The sequence below is a fragment of the Candidatus Regiella insecticola LSR1 genome, from assembly GCF_000143625.1.
GTDB classification, from domain to species: domain Bacteria; phylum Pseudomonadota; class Gammaproteobacteria; order Enterobacterales; family Enterobacteriaceae; genus Regiella; species Regiella insecticola.
Map to the genome: position 1 here is coordinate 1 of NZ_GL379686.1, position 1,079 is coordinate 1,079.

Consider the following 1,079-nt stretch of genomic DNA (forward strand, 5'->3'; position numbering starts at 1 on the left):
CATCTAATCGCTTTTGTTACGAAGGGTTTTTACCCGCCAAAAAAAAAGGACGTCAGGATACACTGCAATCGCTGCTTGAAGAGCCTCGCACTCTAATCTTTTTCGAGGCTCCCCATCGGCTGATAGAAAGCCTACAAGATATGATCAGTGTATTTGGTGCGCAACGTTATGTCGTGCTGGCGCGAGAGTTAACTAAAAAGTGGGAATCTATTTATGGTGCCCCAGTGGGCGAATTGTTAGATTGGGTGCAGCAAAATGAATACCGTCAGCGAGGTGAAATGGTCTTAATTGTTGAGGGATATCAAGCGTTGTTTGACGATGCTCTTCCTCAGATAGCGTTGCATACTTTAGCATTATTGCGGCAAACGCTGCCGTTAAAACCGCCGCCAAGTTAACTGCTGAAATTCATAATGTGAACAAAAACAGTCTTTATCGTCATGCCCTCAATTCCAAGCAAGATCAAATAAACGGCTCCTGATAAGAGAATCATAGCATTTTACTTTGATGTGGCTATAATTGGGCTAGAGTTGACTAGACAACCGCCGCTTTTCTGCTATCCCCTCTGGGGAAGACAGACAAAGGGGAGGAAAGTCCGGGCTCCACAGGGCAGGGTGCCAGGTAATTCCTGGGAGGCGCAAGCCTACGACAAGTGCAGCAGAGAGCAAACCGCCGATGGCTCGTGTATACCCACAGTCCTTTAAGTTGCCGCTAGGCGGCCAAGGCGTGAGACCAATGAGCGTAGACATACTACGTGATTCGGGCGAACTCCCGCAGCCAACAACTCGGCGGCTTCAAAGGCGAAGGGTATAATCGAGATCAGGTAAGGGTGAAAGGGTGCGGTAAGAGCGCACCGCGCAGCTGGTAACAGTTTGTGGCAAGGTAAACTCCACCTGGAGCAAGGCCAAATAGAGGTTCACAAAGTGCGGCTCGTACTGAACCCGGGTAGGCTGCTTGAGCCAGTGAGTGATTGCTGGCCTAGATGAATGGTTGTCCACGACAGAACCCGGCTTATCGGTCAACTCCTTAATCATTAAACCCTGTATTGCTCTGCGATACAGGGTTTTTTATTAACCTATTTT

1 other RNA gene and 1 pseudogene are annotated in these 1,079 nt (G+C 48.7%); both read left to right on the top strand.

Annotation, left to right across the window (positions count from 1 at the left end):
* A pseudogene (locus tag REG_RS09445) lies at nt 1-478 on the top strand (16S rRNA (cytidine(1402)-2'-O)-methyltransferase); the annotation flags it as partial.
* A gap of 45 nt (nt 479-523) precedes the next feature.
* Nucleotides 524-1,027: RNase P RNA component class A (rnpB, locus tag REG_RS10895), an RNA gene on the top strand.
* Nucleotides 1,028-1,079: the final 52 nt, after the last annotated feature.